General features: G+C 39.5%; 7 protein-coding genes. 3 read left to right on the top strand and 4 right to left on the bottom strand.

What is annotated here, in order from left to right; translation table 11 throughout:
* Window positions 1-18: 18 nt before the first annotated feature.
* The 4 genes from P0077_RS16500 to P0077_RS16485 all read right to left on the bottom strand — a co-directional run bounded on the left by P0077_RS16500 (window position 19) and on the right by P0077_RS16485 (window position 14,010).
* A complete protein-coding gene (locus tag P0077_RS16500; RefSeq protein WP_276166308.1) occupies window positions 19-7,779 on the bottom strand; it encodes a PKD domain-containing protein in 7,761 nt (2,586 codons plus the stop codon).
* Between the two features lie 206 nt (window positions 7,780-7,985).
* Window positions 7,986-8,696, bottom strand: coding sequence for a 4'-phosphopantetheinyl transferase family protein (locus tag P0077_RS16495; protein ID WP_276166307.1), 711 nt, complete (start codon window positions 8,694-8,696; stop codon window positions 7,986-7,988).
* A 10-nt stretch (window positions 8,697-8,706) separates the two neighbouring features.
* Window positions 8,707-12,729 carry a non-ribosomal peptide synthetase gene (locus P0077_RS16490; RefSeq protein ID WP_276166306.1) on the bottom strand — a complete coding sequence of 1,341 codons (4,023 nt, stop codon included), beginning with the start codon at window positions 12,727-12,729 and terminating at the stop codon, window positions 8,707-8,709.
* 21 nt (window positions 12,730-12,750) lie between these two features.
* A complete protein-coding gene (locus P0077_RS16485; RefSeq protein WP_276166305.1) occupies window positions 12,751-14,010 on the bottom strand; it encodes a HupE/UreJ family protein in 1,260 nt (419 codons plus the stop codon).
* A 380-nt stretch (window positions 14,011-14,390) separates the two neighbouring features.
* On the opposite strand from P0077_RS16485, the gene P0077_RS16480 reads away from it, so the two are divergent.
* The 3 genes from P0077_RS16480 to P0077_RS16470 are packed head-to-tail and all read left to right on the top strand — an operon-like array spanning window position 14,391 to window position 20,358.
* The gene (locus P0077_RS16480; RefSeq protein ID WP_276166304.1) at window positions 14,391-15,968 is read left to right on the top strand and encodes an amino acid adenylation domain-containing protein; all 1,578 of its coding nucleotides are present in this window, start codon (window positions 14,391-14,393) and stop codon (window positions 15,966-15,968) included.
* Window positions 15,965-16,219 carry an acyl carrier protein gene (locus P0077_RS16475; protein WP_276166303.1) on the top strand — a complete coding sequence of 85 codons (255 nt, stop codon included), beginning with the start codon at window positions 15,965-15,967 and terminating at the stop codon, window positions 16,217-16,219. Before P0077_RS16480 ends, P0077_RS16475 begins: the two co-directional genes overlap by 4 nt.
* Window positions 16,220-16,221: 2 nt before the next feature.
* Window positions 16,222-20,358, top strand: coding sequence for an amino acid adenylation domain-containing protein (locus P0077_RS16470; RefSeq protein ID WP_276166302.1), 4,137 nt, complete (start codon window positions 16,222-16,224; stop codon window positions 20,356-20,358).
* Window positions 20,359-20,383: the final 25 nt, after the last annotated feature.

The following is a 20,383-nucleotide window of genomic DNA, read 5'->3' as shown; positions in this document are numbered from 1 at the left end:
AATGTTATTCAATAGTTCTTAATTTGAAATAAGGATTTTATGAATTGTTGATTCTCCATCACTAGTCACTACGCGAACAACATACATTTCCGGTTTTAAAATACTTACATCTAGTTTGTAAAGTTTCTGTTCAACTTGGATAGCATCGGCTTTTTCCATTTTAACCAATGTTCCATCCATGGTATAAATAGCAATATATTCTGCTTCTTTTTGTTCTTTTTGAAGCGAAATATAAACTTCAGTATGTGCTGGGTTGGGATATAAACTAACTACACTTAGGCTCTGCTCCACTAACAAATCCGAAGCAATTCCAGCTTCCATATTTCTATATAAATCAACAACTTCTGTTTGTGTAGTTGAATTTTTACCGCTAAGCGAGCAATTAAAATCCGTCCCTCCAAAACCAGTTGGTAGTTCCCCGTTTTTAGTAACGTATATTTTATCAAGTTTAGCACCTTGTTCCCTATGGGCAAAAACTATGGTATTGTTTCCTTCATTCAAATCCAAGGTCACAAAAACAGATCTGCGTTCCTTATCGTGCAACTGTCTCCAATTAAAACCGTTGCCTCCTAAAATATAATTCCATTTTAACCAAGGTCCGTTATTCGCTCGAACCCAAAAACTATCATTATCTCCTGTAGGTGTATCCACAAGAGCAAATAGATTATAAGTTCCTTCCTCAACGGAAAGGTCAAAACGTATACTTGAATCTTCATCGGTAGGTGCATTATAAAAGTGATTGCCAGAAGGTGCTTCCAAATATTTCCCGCCGGAAACAGAATCATCCGTTCTAATCAACCAATTAGCTCCCACATCTGCGCATTCTGCTTCAAGCCAAATATGGTTGCTCAGACTAACTACCTCTGGACCAACCGTTACTCCAACCTCATCTGAATTAGCTTGATTTTCATCATCGGTTATCGTTAGCCGAAAAACATAAGAGCCTTCTATTAGATTACTCGCATTAAGTTCCGAATTCATAACCGAAGATAAGGTAGCAGCATTTGGCCCACTAACCTGTGCCCATTGGTATGAAACCGCACCACCGTCCGGATCACTACCAGAACCGTTCAACACCACTTCATCCGTAGGCAGAACTATGCTCTGATCTTGCCCAGCATTAGCAATAGGCTCTAACGAAGGCTGGCCCCCTTCTTCCCCTACAATCTCAATGGCATTGATAATAGGATGTCTAGAACCCCCATCGGATTCCAATGCCGAAAAGTCGATATTAAGGACGCCATCCGTAATGGAAACCGAGTGCGTGCGTACCAATAGGGCATCCGCTCCCACCGATGCAAAAACATCCAAATTATCCTCTACCAATTCATTCTCCAAACGTACATCAAAAACACGGCTGCCCGTTCCGCCAGACCCTCCTCCGGTCGCACCAAACCACAGTTCGGCAAAATGTAACCTTACTGTATATGCCCCGTCAGGCAATGGAATATCATAGCCCATAAGCTGGGACCTGCTAAACCTAAAACTCCGATATGGTTCAGGCAAACCTGTTTGTGGTCTATTAAGAATTGAACCCGTATCGAAATGCTGGTCTGCGATAAACTCATTACCATTATAGGTAGTTTCTAGACCACCCGCATTGATACGAAGAAAGAAATCACTCTCGGTTGGCTCTGGCTGCACAGTAACATTCACTTCATCAAAAACCGTATCGTTCTCGTCGTCGATTACAGTTAGTCGAAATGTGTAGTCTCCCACCACTAAATTTGCAACTATAAGATTGACTGAGTTAGAATTGGTTAATGTAGCGCTGTTGGGACCATTTTGTTGCGTCCATTGATAAGTAACCGTACCACCATCTGGGTCGCTGCCCGAACCGTTCAGGGTGATGTTAGAGGTAGGTAAGTTGATATTCCGATTCCCTCCTGCATCAACAATAGGTGAGCTTGACTCTACAGTAAGGGCTACCTCATCAGATACTGTATCATTATTTTCGTCGGTGACCGTTAATCGAAATACGTAGTTACCCGCTAAAAGTCCTGCTACGGAAAGGTTCGCTGTGTTTTCATCGCTTAATGAAGCTGAATTGGGGCCACTGACCTGCGTCCATTGAAAAGTAACCGTACCACCGTCGGGGTCGCTGCCTGAACCGTTTAGGGTGATGTTAGCGGTAGGCAAGTTGATATTTTGGTTCTCTCCTGCACTGACAATGGGTGACTGCCCACCACCGCTTGATTGTGCCGTAAGGGTAACCTCATCGTATGTCGTTTCGTTATCTTGGTCAGTGACCGTCAATCGAAATACGTAATTTCCTGCTAAAAGCCCTGTTGCGGTAAGGTTCGCTGTATTTTCATCGCTTAATGTTGCTAGATTGGGGCCACTGACCTGCGTCCATAAAAATGTAACCGGACCGCCATCAGGATCATGTCCCGAACCATTGAAAGTGACGCTTGTAGTAGAAGGAAGTGTAATTGTCTGATTGTTTCCAGCCTCCGCCACAGGTGGTGCCGAGGGACTTCCGCTACCAATCACTTCAATAGCGTTGATTATCGGATGCCGACTGCCTCCATCTGCAGCTAGTGAAGAAAAGTCAATATTAAGCATGCCGTCGTTTACATATGCGGTATGCGTCTTTACCAAAGGTTTCTCTGCTCCCACTTCGGCAAATACATCCAGGTTATCTTCTACCAACTCATTTTCCATGCGTACGTCGAACACTCTATTTCCTACTGCTCCTTCACCACCTCCCGTAGCCCCAAACCAGGTTTCGGCAAAATGTAATCTCACAGTGTATGCTCCATTGGGAACCGGCAGGTCGTAATTCATAGTTTGCGAACGGCTATAACGTATGCTACGGTAAGGCTGCGATAATCCTGTTTGAGGCCTGTCAAGTGTACTTCCTGTATTAAAATATTGATCGTCTATGAATTCTTCGCCATTAAAGGTGGACTGAGAACCGCCGGTATTGATACGCAGTGTGAACCCTCCTTCAGTTGACTCGGGAACTACGGTTACGGTTACTTCATCAAAAGAGTTATCGTTCTCATCGTCCGTTACCGTTAATCGGAAGGTATAGTTCCCCGCCACCAAATTGGATGCCGTTAGATCGGCGGTGTCGAAATTGGTCAATGTGGCCGTGTTAGGTCCATTTTGTTGGGTCCATAGAAAAGTAATCGGACCGCCATCAGGGTCATTGCCCGAACCGTTCAAGGTTAATTCAGAAGTAGGCAAGTTAATTTCCCGGTCATCACCTGCATTGACAATTGGCACACTATTACTCACCGTACTTTTGTTCTCAAAAATCCTCGGCACGATATTATCCCATCCTATCGAAACAATATCCAAATCACCATCATTGTCAATGTCTACTACCTGTGCCCCATCGTGATGGTCAAAACCGGTGCCTCCGGCATTGATGGTATGGGTAATCCAAGTACCGGAATTACAAAGATCATTCTCGAAAGTCAGTAATCGGTTGTTTCCTTTCCACTCTCCTACCACAATATCCTCATCCCCGTCAAAGTCAATATCGGAAACTACGACACTCAAACTTCCGTTGATATCCGTAGCCAAAATACGCTTCGTCCATGGTTGTGTTGGATCTGCAGGTGCTTCAAACCAGGCGAACTCAGTCTTCTCCGATGAGCTTGTTCCCAAACTTAGTTGACCTACAACGGCATCCAAATCACCATCACCATCAAAATCGGCCAATTGGGCCCTATCGGGTGTGGTTACATATGAAATTCCAGTAGCAATCGTTGTCCAGTTACCATTGCCCTCATTACGTAACCAATTGCTCGACTGAAACAGATCGAGGTCGCCATCACCATCAATATCGCCCTTTTGTATATCCTCCCCAAGGGAATCGGGACTGATATCAACAAGTGGCCATGTCGTATTGACCGGGTCAACGGGAACACTCAACATTTGTACAGGGGATCCCGTAGACTCCGCACCGTTCCAGTTGATTGCCATCTGATATGGGCCTCCATTTTGAAAAATGCCACCGGAAATACCCGCCAAAAAGGGCTCACTATAATTTGTGTTTCCTGCGGGAATGTTGTTATGTATAGTAAAATTGCCCGTACCATCATTTTGCGCCCAAACCAAATCTGAACCTGTGTAAGCACCGGTTGTACCCAACATATCCATATCACCGTCATTGTCAAAATCGTGGATATGAGCCATATTATTAAATGAATTGCCAATTGTTTTCCGCTCCCAATTACCTGATGCAGAACCCGGATTTTTATACCACCAAGCTCCCGTTACAATATCCTTTAGGCCGTCACCGTCCAAATCTTCCTGTGGAAGGATATAGACCGAGCGATAAGGCAATTCGTTACTTTCCAATTCATGTACCTGCCATTGGTCTGGAAAGGGTGTATTGCCGCACACATTTTGATCACTGACGTTGACCGTAACTTCATCGAATATACCCGTAGGTACATGACCGGCTTCATAAAGCTCCAATTTTATGGTATGGTTACCAAGGCTTAGGTCATTAATGGTAAGTGGCCCGTAACTGTAATGCGGGCCCACCATCACATCGTCTATATAATAATGCATGTGGGTACTTCCTTCAGAAATTTCCCAATTTTGTACGGTAAAAGCTATATCGAACGGTTGGTTTACCGATGCACCATTGGTAGGTGAATTGATAACTATGGTTGGTGCAATCGTAAATGCATCTGCCGGTAATATCTCAATGGCAGAAACTTTAGGGTTTTCAATTACTGAAAGAAACTGAATATTAGCAACCCCGTCTGTAATTGAAACATTGTCAAAATCCTTTATTATTGCAGTTGCCGGCGTGGTCTCTTCCAAAATATCAAAATCGGTCAATACCGGATTGCCTTCTATCGTAACGTTAAAAACCCTCGATCCCGGTCCGCCAGAGACGCTACCTACACCAAAATAGAGCTCAGCAAAATGCAAACGAATATCATACGTGCCGGGAATAGGTAACGGAATATCATAAGAAAACGTTTGGAAACGTTCAGTCTGATAGAGCTCGTCGTTGGAGGTATTGGCAATCGCTATGTCATTACTAAAAAGCTTCCCACCATTCGCGTTTTGATCCCCTAGAAAAGTATTTCCATCAAAAGTTAATGATGGCCCGCCTACATTGATGCGAACAGGATCAAAAATGGATATGGGGTAACTATTCGTTATAACGGCCAAACCAACATTATTCTCAACATTGCCTATTGAAAGACTATATGTCGTACCCGCTCCCAGTTGTGAATGAGTGAGCATTACCGTTCTATTATCAGCCTGCAGTACAGCTGCCGTAACTGTAATGCCGTTGTCTATGGAATAATTGGCCAAGTTTTCTGCGGAATCTTTGGTGATATATTCGGAAAATTCAACACCTAATTCAGTTGCATTAACTTGACTTACGGCTACTACCTCAGGTGGGGAATTGTCAATAGAAACCCCGGAGCCTATAAACTCTATATAGTTGATATCAAAAATATTCTGCTGCCCAGGATTGTTCTTGAAAACAAAATAGATATTGTTTTTCCCTCCTGGATCGGTAAAGGTAGATTCAACGTCGACCCAGTTATTGGTGCTTCCCGTTACTGGTATGTTAGTGGTTGCCAAAAGTGGCCCGGTAACGCCACCTGTCCTAAACTCTATAGTACCTCCGATAGCGGCGGCCGATATTCTATATCGTATTGCATCGATATTTAAAAGATTTCTATCCTCAAAAACAATATAGCCTCCATGATCAGCACGAATGGCTTCACTGCCTCCACCAGAAGCATCTGTATTTGAGATTTTAAGTACATCACTTGCTTCTGAAAAGAACTCCGCTTCCATACGCTTCGGGTAGAGTTTCAATTGATCAAAAGAAGTTAGTCCTCCTTCATCCGTATAGTTTGCATTCAGCACATAAAAAATATCCATTTCCCCGTTAGTATCGTGGGAGCCGGGATCTAGAGTCAATATTTTGGGGCATCCATTGATTGTTACGCCATCATGAAAATGATTGAGGTGTCCTAAGGAGGGAACTAGAGACACATCACTACAAGCGATTCCACTTGATGTACTACCATCTTCTATATCACTTACGGTTAGGTCGAAATCGATGTCATCGTCCCAAGCCATAAATCCGCCGTCAGGTGGTGAATTAAAAGTGAATGTTGCCGCATTGTTACCCGCGTGAATCGTACTATTTTTAACCCCTATACCTCCATTTCCATCGTCGACTTTAAGCTGCACATTGAAAGTCCCTGGAGAAGTGAAAGTGAATGTAGGGTTTTCTTGAGTTGAATCTACTGTTCCGTCGGACTGAAAATCCCAGGCATATGCTAACGGGGAATCTCCATTGGGGTCCACGGTGCCAGCACTGGAAAATTCCACGCTCAATGGTAGAGAACCGCTCGTGACATTGGCATTGAGAACTACCTTCGGTGGAGAATTGGAGACTTCGCCTGTATAGTCTATGCGAAGAAGCTTTCCGGTACCGCTGTTGTCAGGGCAACAGCCTGTGCCATAAGCCAAAATGTACATATGACCGTCCGGGCCAATTTCCATATCTATAAAACCATTTGAAGACTTGGGAAACACAGAGGGCGCTAATTGATCATTGCTTAAAATAGTCCCATTAGCGTCCATTTGTACTGCCCATATCTTACTGGTATTAAAATCGTAATAGAAAAAAACTTCATCCAACTCGACTGGAAGCCTTTGTGGATCGCTCAACGTACCATCATAGTAGTATCTTGGTCCTGCAAAATAACTTTTGTGAAAAAACTCAAGCCATGATGGCTGGGCAGGAGGCAGGGCAACAGAACCAGTATTCCATGTAGAAATATTCTGCGGAGCGTTCTGATTGTTATAATAAGGTGTACTAGCATAGGAGATTTGATAGGCTTCGTTTTTACCCGAAAAATAAGGCCAGCCATAATTGCCTGCTGATTTGACCAGATTCATTTCATCCATACCTTCTGGACCCAAAGAACTTGACGAATTTGCATCAGGACCGACTTCTCCCCAAAAAAGCCAGTCCGTATTGGTCTTATCGACAAAAATCCGATATGGATTTCTGGCTCCCATAACATAAATTTCCGGTTTGCCACCTACACCATTTGGAAAAAGGTTTCCGCTGGGTACGGTATATGTACCGTTTGTTTGAGGAGTTATTCTAAGTATTTTTCCACGGTAATCATTTGTATTTGAAGAGCTTTTTTCAGCACTTTTTGTAGGATTGGTTTCGCTTAATGCCCCATAATTACCATGATCCGTATTGTCTCCGGTAGCTATATATAAATTGCCTTGCGAATCGAAAGCCATATCGCCACCTGCATGAAAGCTAAATACACGCTGTACCGGCCATTCTAGCAACGTTACCTCCGAATCCACATCAAGAATATCACCATTCATGGTAAAGCGGGATACTCGGTTTGTAGAGGATGAAAATACGGAATAGTGTAAATAAATATAGTCGTTGTCAAGAAAATTGGGGTCGAAAGCGATACCTAACAATCCATCTTCAAACTCATGAAATACAGGTAATACACCCGACGATACAGAAAGTTGGGTATCCGTATGATAGATTTTGACTTCACCGAAACGATCTAAGATAAAAATGCGGCCGTCCGGCGCGAACTGCATTGTTGTAGCGTTTGAAAGACCTGTCAACAGCTCCACCTTTTGAAAATCGGTCGGCAGCTGAGCTTTTAACTCATTTGTTCCCAACAGCAAGAATAAGAGCCATACAACATTTCTAAACTGACGACATAGAAAAAGGTATAGAACGGTTTTTTTTACACTTGGAACTTTACGGCAAAAGATGCTAGTATTTCTCATGGTTTGGTCTGGCAAAAATAATTGAGCTGCTTTCGCTCGTACAGGAAAAGCAGTGTTGGTAACTTTAAATTGTTTGTTGGGGGGTAGAATAAAAATAGAATATTTTTACGCGCTTTACAGACTTAAAGTATGATAATCGTCTAACCAACAACACTTAACGACAAACGGTGTAGATATGCTCCATCGACAAATGGCGGGATGGATTTCTAGCTCATTTTTGTTAGAAAAGCCTCGAGATTGAAGTACAATACGGACCGGATTCCAGTAGCGACCGTAATAGCACCCACATAGTCATTCTGCAGTCCGAAAGAAAACAGCTTCCATTGGTTTTTTTCTTGAGGATTCCAATCCGTACGTAACAATTCCGCATTTTCATCCTCCAAAGAGACTGTAAACGAAGCTAAAGGAAAAGAAAGACCAATACCCTTTGCCTTGATAAAAGATTCTTTTCTGGTCCAACAACAATAGAAGGCCCTGTGTAAATCATTTTTGGGCACATCATTTAACATCTCTATTTCCTTAAACGAGAAAAAATTTTCTGCTAGTTTCAATACGTCAAAATCAGTTTTGATTTTTTCAACATCTATACCAATGGTACTATTTTTCACAAAGACTAAAACAATAAGTTCTCCCGAATGAGATACATTAAACTTAATTGACGTTTCTAGGTTATAGTCCGGTTTTCCATATTCGCTGTATTTAAAGTGGATTTTTTCCGGAGAAACGTTCAAATAGCGTCCAGATAAGACTCTTAACAACCCTCTCGCTAAAATGTAGGTTTTCCTATCTTTTTCAAATTTAAACCGAGTAACCCTTTCTTTTTCATCAAGAGATAGCAATTTTAAATAAGTGCCCATTTCATCAAAATCACTCACTTTAAAATTCCAGACATGTGCGTCGTTTTCGGTTAATTTCATAGGGAATGGATTAACCTTTTTTCTGACTAGTTTCAAACTCAACCATACAAGCATCTACGGCAATAGCGGTTTTGCGCACCATTTTTGAATCTTCAAAAAGCTTATCATGATGCCCTTCAACCGGGACAATTACAACTTCTTTAGTTGTCATTTTCTTCCACGAGCCAATGACCTGAGTATTAAAATCACTACCGGGTTTTTCCGTCAATAACAAACGAATATTGCTCGCTACAGATTTCCACTCATATTCTTGATATAATTTAATATGATTGTTATGAAGAATTCTAATCAGTTTTTGGCTTCCGCTACTCTTCAGCGTTTTATATTTTTCTTTGAAGGGGTAAATCAGTTTTGACTTAACCAAACGACGGACAGCATCTACGGGTCTTTTTTTAAATCGCTCAAAAAAAGCGGTTGTACGTACTTTAGTCCTGGATGCCGCAAACAAACTAAGATAGTCCGCCATGGTATCCGCAACAATAAGATTTGGCTTATCCGAAGACTCATCCAATAACCTCACAACCTCCATTCCTATTGCCGTATTGTAGCAATATGCAATAAAGTGATAAGGTCCATTAGGTTGCACTTTTTTAATTTCCTGAATGAAACTGACCGCCATTTCATGAACACTTCTATGTAAAGTAAGCTGATCTTCATGTCCAGAGGCTTGTAGCGCATACACGGGTCTATTTTCTTTTAAATGGTTGGCAAACTCATTATAGTAAAAGAAATGAGTTCCACCAGAATGCAAACAAAACAATGGTGGTTTAGCACCTTTGGAACGAATAGGAACTAAGTGTTTGAATTTTGTTCCATTCAATATTTCCTCTTCCCTAACACTTTTTAATTCCAAATTACGCACGAGTTCAGAAATCGTTTGACATTCAAATAGTTGATTAGGTGATAGCTGCATATCAACAGCTTTTGCCTTTGAAATGACCTGTATGCTCAATATAGAATCTCCTCCTATATCAAAGAAATTCTCATGAAGTCCAATTTCAGACAAATCAAGAACTTCTTTCCAAATAGCCAACATTTTCTTTTCCAATTCCGTAGCAGGTCGTTCAATTGTCCTCTCTTTTAGCTCTGGTTCAACCGGTTGAACAGTTCCTAAACGCACCTTGTCCACCTTTCCGTTGGGCAAAAGCGGGAACTCACTTACCTGAATGATTTGTGTAGGCACCATGTATTCTGGCAACCTCGCTTTTAAATCTGATTTTAGTTCACCTATTCTAATATTTTCACTTGCCATAACGTAAGCGATTAAGCGTTTGTTATCTTCAACCGTTGCTACGACAGTTGTTACAGTGTTAAATTCCAAAATGGTTTTCTCCACTTCATCTAGCTCAATTCTAAATCCACGAACTTTAACTTGTTGATCTACCCTTCCCAAAAACTCAATAGTACCGTCATTTCTGTACCTCCCTAAATCGCCCGTTTTATATATTTTGGAGCCGATTCTAAAGGGGTTATCTAAAAACACGTTTTCCGTTAGTTCCTTTCTATTGAGATACCCTTTGGAAACTCCCGTTCCACCAATATATATTTCTCCCACTGCACCAAAGGGAACAATATCTTTGGACGAATTCAGTAGGTATATCCCTGCATTGGCTACGGGTTTTCCAATAGGAACGATTTCAGAATCATGAGTTGCTTCAACTTTATGTGCGATGCACCAAACAGTAGCTTCCGTAGGACCATATTCATTATATAGACTTGCAGTTGGCAGGTTTTTAAAATGGAGCTCTCGTAAATTCCGCCCACAAGCTTCGCCCGCTACTATTACCGTATGAAGACTTTTTAATTTGGAAAGATCCCCATGCTCTAAAATAACTCCGTATAAAGAAGGAAGCATAAGCGTATGACTCACTTTATGATCCCATACTAATTTCTCAATTTTAGTAATATCTTGTTCAATCCTATTCTCAGTAAGTATGAGGTTCCCCCCTGTACAAAGGGTCCAAAAAATTCCGGCCTTTGAACTATCAAAAGAGATGGAGGACAGCAACAAAAACGCACTCGGATCGTGCGTATAAAACTCCAATCTCCCCGCTGTAGAATTGATTATGTTTTTATGAGTTATGGGTACGCCTTTGGGCTTTCCGCTACTGCCAGAGGTATAAATGACATAAGCTAAATCATTTTCGTCCACATCGGGCAAAATTACTTTTTGCAATTCAGTGGTTGTCAACGTATCAGTTAAAATGATATGCTTATTTGTTTCTTCAAAAACTTTTGCTAAACTGCTATTGGTAACCACAATGTTACAATTAGCATCTTCCAAGATGAAATTCAGCCTTTCCATAGGATATTTGGGATCCATTGGCAGATAGGCACAACCCGCTTTTAAGATGCCCAATAGCGCCACTATCATCTCTATTGACCTATCCATGCAAAGCATTACCATTTCATTGCGCTTCTTTGTTTTTTGAAGAACGGCAAAAGCGAATGTATTTGCTCGTGCATTCAACTCTTGGTAGCTTATTGAACTTCCGTTAAAGGTCAATGCTTTATTCTGAGGGAACTTTTGAGCTACATCTTCTATAATGTGATGAATAGCTTTATACGATGCAAAATGTGTATTACTTTTAGCTGGCTCAGGAAGCAATATATTTTTTTCTCCCGAGGTCATCATGGATAGGTTAGCCACCTTTCCATTAGGATTGGAGATCATTCCCTCCAATACTATTTTATAATGCTGAAGAAACCGCGTAATGGTATCAGATTCAAACAAATCTGTGTCATATTCAAAAGCTAATGAAAGGAGTCCGTTAGATTCGGAAATGGACAAGGTTAAATCGAACTTAGAAACTTCTGTGTCAAATTCAGCTTCATTTACTAAACGTAAATCCGTTCCAAATGAAGGAGTTTCAGTAGATGAGTGATACAAGAACATCACCTGAAAAAACGGACTCACGGCCAATGACCGTTCTACTTTTAATTCCTTCACGAGAACATCAAAAGGTACATCTTTGTTTGAAAAGGCAGAAAGCGTATTTTTTTTTACCTCATGAATCAATTCTGAATATATAGCATCCGCATGGACTCTATTTCTCAACACCACTGTATTAATAAAAAACCCGAGCACCTTATCAAGTGATTTTGTGCTGCGGTTTGCAATAGGCGTACCCACTAAAATATCCGATTGACCAGTATACTTATATAAAAACAGATAATATGCCGTGAGCAAGAAAACAAAAGGTGTTGTCCCCATTTCCTTGGAAGTATTTAAAACCCTAGCAGAGAAATCTGCACCTAAATGCAGTGTCTGTTGCTTTCCCCTAAAAGCCGGTTTTGAAGGTCTTACATTATCGGTTTGTAAATTCAAGAGAGGAATATCTCCGGAGAGTTCTTGCTTCCAATATTCCAACTGCTTGGTATCTATTGGAGTATTTCGCTCCCAATGGGCATAATCCGAGTATTGCAAAGTTTCAGAAACAGCTTCTAACGATTCATCAGAGAGCAACTTTAGGTATATGTTCGCTAACTGTTGCTTTAAAACATCAATAGACCATTCATCTATAATAATATGGTGCATGGTAAAGAAAAGAACAAATCTGTTTGGTGTATGTTTTATTAAAGATACACGCACCAAACCGGGTTCGGACAAATCAAAAGGCAAGGATGATTGCTTGTGCATTAGATTACTAGCCTCTTCCCTTGCTTCAAATTCCGTTAAATGACTCACATCAAACTCCTTAAGGTTCGGTATACCATCATCCACTTTAAGAATGGGAACACCTTCAATAGTAGGATAATATGACCTTAGACCCTGATTATGCTCAAAAATATAATTGAGGCTCTTGTTTAATACATCAACATTCAGTTTTCCTTCAAAAGTCAGCGCCTCAGAGTAATTATAGAAGGGGTTATCAGGATATAATTGTTGTAAAAACCAGATACGCTGTTGACCGCTAGACAAAGGAATTTGAGCATCAACAGGCACCTTAGGTATCTGCAATGACGTAGATTCCTTAGTCTCCCGGTTTTTCCATCGGTTTAATAGCGAACTATTTTTAGTGCTTTCTTTCAAGTGCTCTATTTTGTGAGTTAATTACTTTAAACCAACAAAATTCGCCACAGGGTATAAAATATTTCTGTTGATAAACTCATCCAAAGGCAAATCAATATCAAAAGCTCTTTCTATAAGCCAATACGCAGAAATAACTATCAAAACTACGGAAAGCCATACCAGAAATCTAGAGTAGTATTTGTTATTCCTTATAAAATATAGAATTGGAAAAATCAATGCTATGATTGCAATCTGACCAATCTCCACTCCCACATTAAACCCAACTAAAGATAATGACAAGTACTCCCCTTTAAAACCTAAATCTCCCAAAACACTTGCAAAACCAAAGCCGTGAAAGAGACCAAAGACAAAAGCAATTACCCAATCTTCACCTTTAAATATGGGCCTAATATTATGAAAAGCAGCAAGACCTACAGAAAAGGCAATAATGGATTCTACCACCCTAGAAGGAAGGTTAATTATCTCCAGAGATGCCAGACTAAGTGTAATAGTATGGGCAATCGTAAAGAAGGTTACAATTTTAAGAATGTAGATAAAAGCCGGCCTAAACTTTTTAACTGGTTCCCAACCCCAAATATTGAATTGACCTTTGTCCACGGGTGCACCCGTAACTCCATTTTTCTTTCGTCTTCGTACCACGGATGGCAATATCAACGCCACCAAAAATAGAATATGATCCATACCTATCCAGATATGCCATATTCCTTGTTGCACCATAGCTAGAAAACCTTTCCACAAAGATGTTTCTTTAATAGAGAAAGTGCCATTTCTCTCCCCTTCCGATAGGTATAAAGCTACAATATGCTCATTGTTTATCAAGCCTGCCTTCCAATTATACTCCATTGCCACAAGACACATATGAGTAGGGTCTTCATCAAAAAACGCATCATAATCCAATGTAAGGCTATCCGGTAAATTTTCTGAATTTTCTAGTCGAAAATGGAAGTTGACAAAATCCCCATAAGACAGGTTTAACTTTGACATTTCTCCTGTAAATACAATCTGATACGCTCCTAATTCTGATGAAAACTTAGCATTTTCAAGTAAATAGGCTTGGATTTTATCTTGGTAAGGTCTTATCTGCTCTATACTTGGATGCAGCCCAACATCCAAGCCAAAGACATTGACAAGTTCATTGGCGTTGACCTCAAAACGACCTTCAATACCCGTTTTCTCATAAATCCGAAGGTATATTAAACTTTGTTTGGGTTGATGAGCGAACGTAACAATAGGGACCAACAAAAAGAGTCCAAAAATAAGTGGTAGTAATAGTTTTTTCATAGCGCCATCAAGATAGAGAATTATTTGAATTTTAACTTATTTTTTCGATTTCCAACGCCAAAATCGGATTGCTACAATTTTTAAAAGGTCCTTACTACCGTTTAAAAAGATTTGTACAGCCTTTGTGCTGAACCCAAAAACCACATGGCCCAACTATTGATTATTCAGTAAAATAAGATAGAGAATGTTGAATATTTTAAAGTAAAATCGATAAATACCTGTAATTTTTCGATGACCGACCTGCAAATCAGTTATTGAACTACTTTTTTTCTTGATAAGCTCAACATCATAAATTATATTAGCCATGCTATGAATTTGGAGGTTTTGAGTGGAATCAAAAAGCTCGTGGTTTGTGGTATGTAATCAACTAAACCCGTAATTTGAAATCACCGTATACATTACCGCAACTTATTGATAATGTAGCAAACACATCGCCTAATCGCGAAGCCTTTCGTTACCTGGATCAAACCATAACCTATGGCGACCTTCAACTTAAGTCTAACCTGCTAGCCTCTTATTTAGTATCAATAGGCATACAGAAAGGTGACCGTGTTGGCATCTACATGAACCGTTGTCTTGAAACCTGTATTGCCGTATATGGTATTCTCAAAGCTGGAGCCGCGTATGTTCCATTGGATACTTTTACCCCTTACAATCGAACTGCTACAATACTAAATGACTGTGGGATTACGTGCCTAATCACTACGCCAACGAAAAGACGAAAAGTAATGTCGCTTTTAAATGAAAGCCATGCTATATCTACAATTATTGGTGACACGCTTCCTCATTCTATTCAATCTATTGATTGGGATGCTATTTTCTCAATTGGGTTGAAAGATGTTATAGCTCCTATTATTCTTGAGCAAGATTTAGCTTTTATCTTATATACTTCTGGTTCTACAGGAAAGCCTAAAGGCATAATGCACACGCATTATAGCGCATTGAGTTTGGTTAAAATAGCAGCCGACACATATGGTTTTAATTCCAATGACATATTCGGAAATCCGGCACCTTTACATTTTGACCCTTCTACTTTTGGATATTTTGTAGCTCCTTTAGTAGAAGCAAAAACCGTAATAATTCCTGATGCCCATTTAAAAATGCCCGCGAGCCTTAGCGCTCTTATAGCGAATGAAAAAATTACGGTTTGGTATTCCGTACCGCTTATGCTCATACAACTTTTAAATAACGGTACTTTGGACAAGAACGATTTCAGCTCTTTGAGATGGGTACTTTTTGCGGGGGAAGTTTTTATAACCAAACATTTGAGAGCCCTAATGCTCCTGTGGCCAAATGCAAAATTCAGTAATTTATACGGTCCGGCAGAGCTTATTTTATGTACGTATCATCATGTACCCGAACCACCAAAAACTGACAAACCAATACCTATTGGCAAGGTGTGGGCCAATACAGAATATAAAATCATTGATGATAAAAATACCGATGTTCCCGTTGGGGAAACTGGTCAACTAGTTATCCGTTCGGCCACAATGATGAAAGGATACTGGAATAACAAAGCACTTACAGAACAATCACTTCATAGGGTAAACGTTGCAGATGGCTACGAACATATTTATTATAAAACGGGAGATTTAGCTCAGTTAAACACAAGAGGAGAACTACTCTTTATGGGCCGGAACGACAGACAAGTAAAATTAAGAGGCTATCGTGTAGAATTAGACGAAGTAGAACTTACACTACTCAATTATGAAAATGTTGAAGAAGTAGCTGTGATAGTTTTGGGGAAGAACGAAGAAGTTCAGGAGCTAGCTGCGGTTATAAAGCCAAAAAAGGACACCGCCATAAATCTAACGTATCTAATGGAATACTGTAAACTGGCCCTACCCTCCTACGCTATTCCCAAAACCATTGAATTTATGGATGATTTACCCAGAACGAGTTCCGGTAAAATAAGCCGAAAAGAAATTGGCAAAATACTAGCTGAAAATTATATATGAAAAATAAGATCATAGACTATATAAAAAGTGACTTAGCAACAGAAACAGTTGAAGAAATAGGTCTAAACGAAGACTTATTAGGCTCTGGCCTCGTAGACTCTGTTGGAATGGTACAATTGGTGCTTTTTATTGAAAATGAAGGGGAGATAAAAGTGGCTCCCGAGGAAATGACTATTGAAAATTTCATGACTATCAGTCATATTTTGGAATATATAAAGCGTAAACGCGATACTGAAACAAAGCAATCATAATAATGACGAACACTCAAAAAGATACATTTCTACCGCTAACTAAAAGTCAATCTGCCCTTTGGGCCGGTCAGCGAATGCATCCTGATGTCCCGCTTCATAATGTGGTCTATACTTTTGAGATAAACGGTGCTATTGATAAGGCTGCTTTTGAAAAGGCTTTTCAGAAATTAATTGCCTCTACAGATATACTGCGTACTGTATTTTCCGAAGAAAAAGGTGTCCCCAATCAGACTATATTAAGTGATGGGCACTTTAAACTCGAATATCTAGACTTTAGCGCTTCAGATAATATTCAGAATATGGAAAAGTGGCTTCACGAGCGTACTATCCACCATATGGATATTTCAAAACGTGTATTTGACAGTGTTCTTCTTAAACAAAGTTCCACAAATTATATCTGGTTTTTAAAACTGCACCATTTAGTCACCGATGCCGTTTCTAATTCTATTCTCTACAATAGAATGAACGCTTTTTATTCGGAAGAAGTTACGAATACTACTCCTACAACTGAACACTTTCCAACGTTCTCAAACTATATTGAATTTGAACAAGACCAAAGAGCAACTAAAAAGAACAACGATAGTTATACCTATTGGAAAGAAAAAACTAAGAATCTTTTAGAAACGCCCCAATTATTCGGAGAAAAAACCAATCAAACAACTAGAGCAAGACGAACTATAGTAGAACTTGGCGTAGAACGCTCCCTGAAGCTTCGTGAACTTGCAAAACATAAAGAATTTAGAGGGTGGACAGAAGACTTAACGCTGTTCAATATATTCTTAACGCTGTACTTCACTTACATCCACAGAATAAGCAATCAAAACAAAATTGCTATTGGAGCACCTGCACATAATAGAGCTACCAGAGGTTTTCAAAAAACTGCCGGGCTATTTATAGAGGTACTGCCATTAGTTGTAGAAATTGAAGATGAAGACACTTTTGTTAGTCTTTTTAATCGGGTTAAAATTGAGACCAACTCCTATTTAAGAAACGCTCGCCCAGGCAGTACTACTGAAAAGACGAATAGCAGCTTCAATACCATATTGAATTTCATTAATGCCGATTTTCCAGATTTTAGCGGATTTCCCACCAAAACGGAGTGGTTACATCCTGACCATATGGATAGCAACCATACCTTACGCACCCATGTGTACGATATGAACAAAAGTGGTGAATTTAAAATTGCTTTTGATACCAATTGTAGTAGCATTTCTGAAATAACGGCCAAAGAAATGCCTTCTCATTTTATCAACCTTTTAGATTCATTTTTGGACAATTTTGACCAATCCATTTACAGGCCTAGTTTATTATCTTCTACGCCCAAGCCTACAGAAGAACCTCCTTCCAGTACTTTTCAATCCGTAATTGAAACGTTTGAAAGGCATGCTGCAAACAACCCAAACAAAGTTTCCTTACAATTTAAAAATGAAATACTTACGTATAACGCGCTTAACAAAAAGGCGAACCAATTAGCTCATTATTTAAGAGACAGAGGCGTAACCAAAAATAGTAGAATAGCGCTTCACTTTCAAAGAAGTACAGACTATTTAGTTAGTGTTTTAGCTGTCCTAAAAACGGGTGCGGCTTTTATACCTATTGCTTCAGATTACCCCGCGGAGCGAATAAAATATATCATCTCAAGTTCAGAAAGTAGTCTTCTAATAAGCCAATCCAATCTCATATCAAAATTAGAATTACCAGATTTAGGTGTTTTAGATGTTGAGAAGGAAAGCCTAAGTATTGGCAAGCAACCAATTACTAATCCAAACACAGAAATCTTACCAGAAAGCCTAGCGTATATATTATATACATCTGGAAGTACTGGAAATCCAAAGGGAGTTTTAATCTCTCAAAAAGCCTTATCAAACTATATTTTCTGGGCGCAAGATTTCTATGGAATAAACGACAAATCCATTTTTCCCTTGTTTACATCCATTGGTTTTGATTTGACCATCACATCTACATTTTTACCAATTGTAAGCGGTGGAAGAATAAACATCTATAAAGAACCGGAGACAGGGCCCGATGTAAGCCTTTTAAAAGTAATAGATGACAATCTCGTAAATTGCATCAAATTAACTCCATCCCATTTAACTCTTTTTAAGGGAAAAGAACTGAGTACTTCGTACATACACACCATGATAGTTGGTGGTGAAGAATTAAAATCAAATCTTGCAAGGTCCGTTAAAAATACGTTTACATCTGAATTAAAAATATACAATGAATATGGACCAACCGAAGCTACCGTTGGCTGTATAGTTTCTGAGTACGATGCAAATGTTCATACGAAATCAGCGGTACCTATAGGTTTACCAATTTCGAATATGACCGCCTATATTTTAGACACCTACCAAAACCAAGTACCACAAGGTGTTATAGGTGAGCTCTACCTTAGTGGTACTGGCCTTTCGGATGGTTACGCGAACGATTCTTTTACAACCGAAGCTAAATTTATTGACAATCCACTTGCTCCTAATCATAAAATGTATCGCACAGGAGACCTAGCAAGAATAAACCAAAATGGAAACTTTGAATACCTAGGGCGGTCAGATGAGCAAGTGAAACTTAGGGGATATCGCATTGAACTAACTGACATTGAAAGTAATCTGAACAGATTTAATGAAATTGAGAACTGTGCGGTTGTTTTGGTAGAAGACCGCAAAAATAACGTGGAGGAGGAAGTTGTCAATTGCACAAAATGTGGGTTACCCTCAAATTACCCCAATACAGATTTTGACGAGAATGGCGTATGCCACTTATGTACGGCATTTGAAACGTACAAAGACCAAGCGGAACGTTACTTTAAAAATGATAAGCAATTGGCGTCTCTATTGACATCAAAAAGAGCTCAAAGTTCCGAATATGACTGTATTTCCTTATTAAGCGGAGGAAAAGACAGCACCTATGTTCTAGCTAGGCTTGTAAATATGGGATTAAAAGTTTTGGCTTTCACCATGGATAACGGCTACATCTCCGAACAAGCGAAAGCAAACGTGGAACGAATTGTTAAAAAGCTTGGTGTGGACCACGTTTACGGTGAAACGCCACATATGAACGAAATATTTGTTGATAGCCTAAATCAACATCACAATGTCTGCAATGGTTGTTTTAAGACCATTTATACGCTCAGTACTAAAATTGCACTTGAAAAGAATATTCCATTTATCGTTACCGGTCTAAGTCGCGGACAGTTTTTTGAGACACGATTAACAGAAGAACTTTTTTGGGATGACAATTTAGATACCACCAAAATAGATGATACTATTCTAGAGGCCAGAAAACTATATCATCAAGAATCAGACGCGGTAAAACGACTTTTAGACGTTTCAATTTTTCAAGATGAAAGCGTTTTTGAAAAAGTGGAATTTGTAGATTTTTACAGATTCAGTGATGTTAGTTTAGAAGAAATGTTGGTCTATCTGAAAGAAAAGGCAAGCTGGGTAAGACCTACCGATACCGGTAGATCCACCAATTGCCTCATTAACCAAGTTGGTATTTATGTTCATAAAAAGGATTTAGGGTATAGCAACTATTCTTTTCCGTATAGCTGGGACGTTAGGCTTGGCCATAAAACAAGAGATGAAAGCCTAGAAGAAATAAACGAGGTAATTGATGAGAAGGAAGTGCTGCGTATCATGGATGAAATTGGCTACACATCAACTCAACCAGAATGGGAAAATAACTCAAAATTAGTTGCTTATTATACAGGAAAGAAAAACATAACCGTAAAAGACATTCAATATAGATTAGGAAAACAATTGCCATCCCATATGATACCTTCTGTTTTTAAACATTTAGATGAAATGCCATTAACAAAAAACGGAAAGGTTGACAAAAAAGCTTTAAAAAACCTCACTTCGGTGCAATTAACCATGAGCACCTCGTATACTGCTCCGAGAAATGAAATTGAGGTTCTTCTTGAGCGTATATGGGCAGAAGTCTTACAACTGAATAAAGTTGGCGTTCATGATGATTTCATTGCCTTAGGAGGGCATTCTCTGGCGGCTATACGTGTTACAGCACGGATTAATGAAGAAATAGAATATAATTTTCCTTTAAATAAAATCTTTGAAAACCCTACTATAGCTCAATATTCCAAATATTTAGAAGAAACATTAACGTCTCTTTTGGAAAAATAAAACCTTTAGCATCATGATTTCGTAA

The sequence above is a fragment of the Zobellia alginiliquefaciens genome, from assembly GCF_029323795.1.
GTDB classification, from domain to species: Bacteria; Bacteroidota; Bacteroidia; order Flavobacteriales; family Flavobacteriaceae; genus Zobellia; species Zobellia alginiliquefaciens.
The sequence above is the reverse complement of the archived record's forward strand: the minus strand, read 5'-3'. Positions and strand labels throughout refer to the sequence as shown.